Origin of the sequence: Sphingomonas sp. BE123, assembly GCF_031456015.1 — a bacterium.
Lineage (GTDB): Bacteria > Pseudomonadota > Alphaproteobacteria > Sphingomonadales > Sphingomonadaceae > Sphingomonas.
Window position 1 is genome coordinate 2,501 of sequence record NZ_JAVDTW010000003.1, and the last position, 3,103, is coordinate 5,603.

Sequence of the window (3,103 nt, forward strand, 5' to 3'; positions counted from 1 at the left end):
GCCAGATTGGGAGTAATCGAGAAACAGGTATCACTTAGCTGAATAAAATAGGCTTCGTGAAGCGAACCCGGGGAACTGAAACATCTCAGTACCTGGAGGAAAAGACATCAACCGAGATTCCGTTAGTAGTGGCGAGCGAACGCGGACCAGGCCAGTGCCTTCATTTCAACTAGCAGAACAGTCTGGAAAGGCTGACCATAGCGGGTGACAGTCCCGTATGCGAAAGTGATGATGAAGGACTCGAGTAGGGCGGGGCACGTGAAACCCTGTCTGAACATGGGGGGACCACCCTCCAAGCCTAAATACTCGTACATGACCGATAGCGAACTAGTACCGTGAGGGAAAGGTGAAAAGCACCCCGATGAGGGGAGTGAAACAGTACCTGAAACCGAACGCCTACAAGCAGTGGGAGCATCTTTATGGTGTGACCGCGTACCTCTTGCATAATGGGTCTGTGACTTAGTGTATCAAGCAAGCTTAAGCCGTTAGGTGTAGGCGCAGCGAAAGCGAGTCTGAATAGGGCGATTGAGTTTGATGCATTAGACCCGAAACCCGGCGATCTAGGCATGACCAGGTTGAAGGTGGGGTAACACTCACTGGAGGACCGAACCGTTTAATGTTGAAAAATTATCGGATGAGTTGTGTTTAGGGGTGAAAGGCCAATCAAGCCGGGAAATAGCTGGTTCTCCGCGAAATCTATTGAGGTAGAGCGTCGAGCGAATACCCTAGGGGGTAGAGCACTGGATGGTTGCGGGCTGCGCGAGCGGTACCAATACTAACCAAACTCCGAATACCTAGGAGTACTACTCGGCAGACAGACGGCGGGTGCTAAGGTCCGTCGTCAAAAGGGAAACAGCCCTGACCTACAGCTAAGGTCCCCAAGTCACGTCTAAGTGGGAAAGCATGTGGGAATCCCAAAACAGCCAGGAGGTTGGCTTAGAAGCAGCCATCCTTTAAAGAAAGCGTAACAGCTCACTGGTCTAAACAAGGGTTCCTGCGGCGAAAATGTAACGGGGCTCAAGACGTGCACCGAAGCTTAGGGTGTGTTCTTATGAACACGCGGTAGCGGAGCGTTCCGTAAGCCTGTGAAGCGGGAGGGTAACCGACCGTGGAGGTATCGGAAGTGCGAATGCAGACATGAGTAGCGATAAAGAGGGTGAGATGCCCTCTCGCCGAAAGACCAAGGGTTCCTGCTTAAAGCTAATCTGAGCAGGGTGAGCCGGCCCCTAAGACGAGCCCGAAGGGGGTAGTCGATGGGAACCACGTTAATATTCGTGGGCCTGGTGGTAGTGACGGATTTCTTGTGTTGTACGTTCTTATCGGATTGAACGTGCTTCGACGAAGTCCCAGGAAATAGCTCCACCGTATAGACCGTACCCGAAACCGACACAGGTGGTCAGGTAGAGTATACCAAGGCGCTTGAGAGAAGTGTCCTGAAGGAACTCGGCAAATTGCCTCCGTACCTTCGGAAGAAGGAGGCCCTGGCATTGCGCAAGCAGTGTCAGGGGGCACAGGCCAGGGGGTAGCGACTGTTTAGCAAAAACACAGGGCTCTGCTAAGTCGGCTTCAAGACGACGTATAGGGCCTGACGCCTGCCCGGTGCCTGAAGGTTAAGTGGAGGGGTGCAAGCTCCGAAACGAAGCCCAGGTAAACGGCGGCCGTAACTATAACGGTCCTAAGGTAGCGAAATTCCTTGTCGGGTAAGTTCCGACCTGCACGAATGGCGTAACGACTTCCCCACTGTCTCCAGGACATGCTCAGCGAAATTGAATTCTCCGTGAAGATGCGGAGTACCCGCGGTTAGACGGAAAGACCCCGTGCACCTTTACTGCAGCTTCAGAGTGGCATTAGGAATTAATTGTGTAGCATAGGTGGGAGGCTTTGAAGCACTGGCGCCAGCTGGTGTGGAGCCTACGGTGAAATACCACCCTGTTGATTTCTGATGTCTAACCTCGAACCGTTATCCGGTTCAGGGACCCTCTGTGGCGGGTAGTTTGACTGGGGCGGTCGCCTCCTAAAGAGTAACGGAGGCGTGCGAAGGTTGGCTCAGATCGGTTGGAAACCGATCGTTAGAGTGCAATGGCATAAGCCAGCCTGACTGCGAGACTGACGAGTCGAGCAGAGACGAAAGTCGGTCATAGTGATCCGGTGGTCCCTCGTGGAAGGGCCATCGCTCAACGGATAAAAGGTACGCCGGGGATAACAGGCTGATGATTCCCAAGAGCTCATATCGACGGAATCGTTTGGCACCTCGATGTCGGCTCATCACATCCTGGGGCTGGAGCAGGTCCCAAGGGTTTGGCTGTTCGCCAATTAAAGTGGTACGTGAGCTGGGTTCAGAACGTCGCGAGACAGTTTGGTCCCTATCTGCCGTGGGCGTCGAAATTTGAGAGGAGTTGACCCTAGTACGAGAGGACCGGGTTGAACATACCTCTGGTGTACCAGTCGTTCTGCCAAGAGCGCAGCTGGGTAGCTATGTATGGACGGGATAACCGCTGAAAGCATCTAAGCGGGAAGCCTCCCTCAAGATAAGATTTCTTAGGACGGTGGTAGACCACCACCTTGATAGACTGGATGTGGAAGCGCGGTAACGTGTGGAGCTAACCAGTACTAATTGTCCTATTCGCGCTTGATGAGTCCCACCATCAATGACAGCTTTGGCTGCCATTGCGGTTGTGAAGCTCAAGCCTTGATTTCCCTGAATATTCAGGTGCACGCATCGATTTGAAACCCCGATTACACCTGCTTCATTGCTTGGTGACCATAGCGTCAGTGACCCACCCGATCCCATCCCGAACTCGGCCGTGAAACCTGACTGCGCCGATGGTACTATTGCTCAAGCACTGGAAGAGTAGGTCGTCGCCAGGCATTGAAGCCGGTGTAATCAGGAAAAACCCATTCACATTGTCAGATACGCAGCACGCGTCGCGCTCAACCGGCGCGGCGCGTTTTGCTTTTTGGGGCCCACGCCCCAACGATGGCGCGGGGTGGAGCAGCCCGGTAGCTCGTCAGGCTCATAACCTGAAGGTCGTTGGTTCAAATCCAACCCCCGCAACCATCACCAACACACACACACACAACGCCGCCTCACCGCGGCTTTTTT

General features: G+C 53.7%; 1 tRNA gene and 2 rRNA genes (1 of these 3 only partly in view). All 3 read left to right on the plus strand.

The features are described 5' to 3' along the window. Window positions 1-2,634 (plus strand): 23S ribosomal RNA (locus tag J2Y54_RS16120); it begins 158 nt to the left of the window's first position. 119 nt (window positions 2,635-2,753) lie between these two features. After that, a 5S ribosomal RNA gene (rrf, locus tag J2Y54_RS16125) occupies window positions 2,754-2,868 on the plus strand. A gap of 113 nt (window positions 2,869-2,981) precedes the next feature. Next, window positions 2,982-3,058, plus strand: a tRNA-Met gene (locus J2Y54_RS16130). Window positions 3,059-3,103 lie beyond the last annotated feature (45 nt).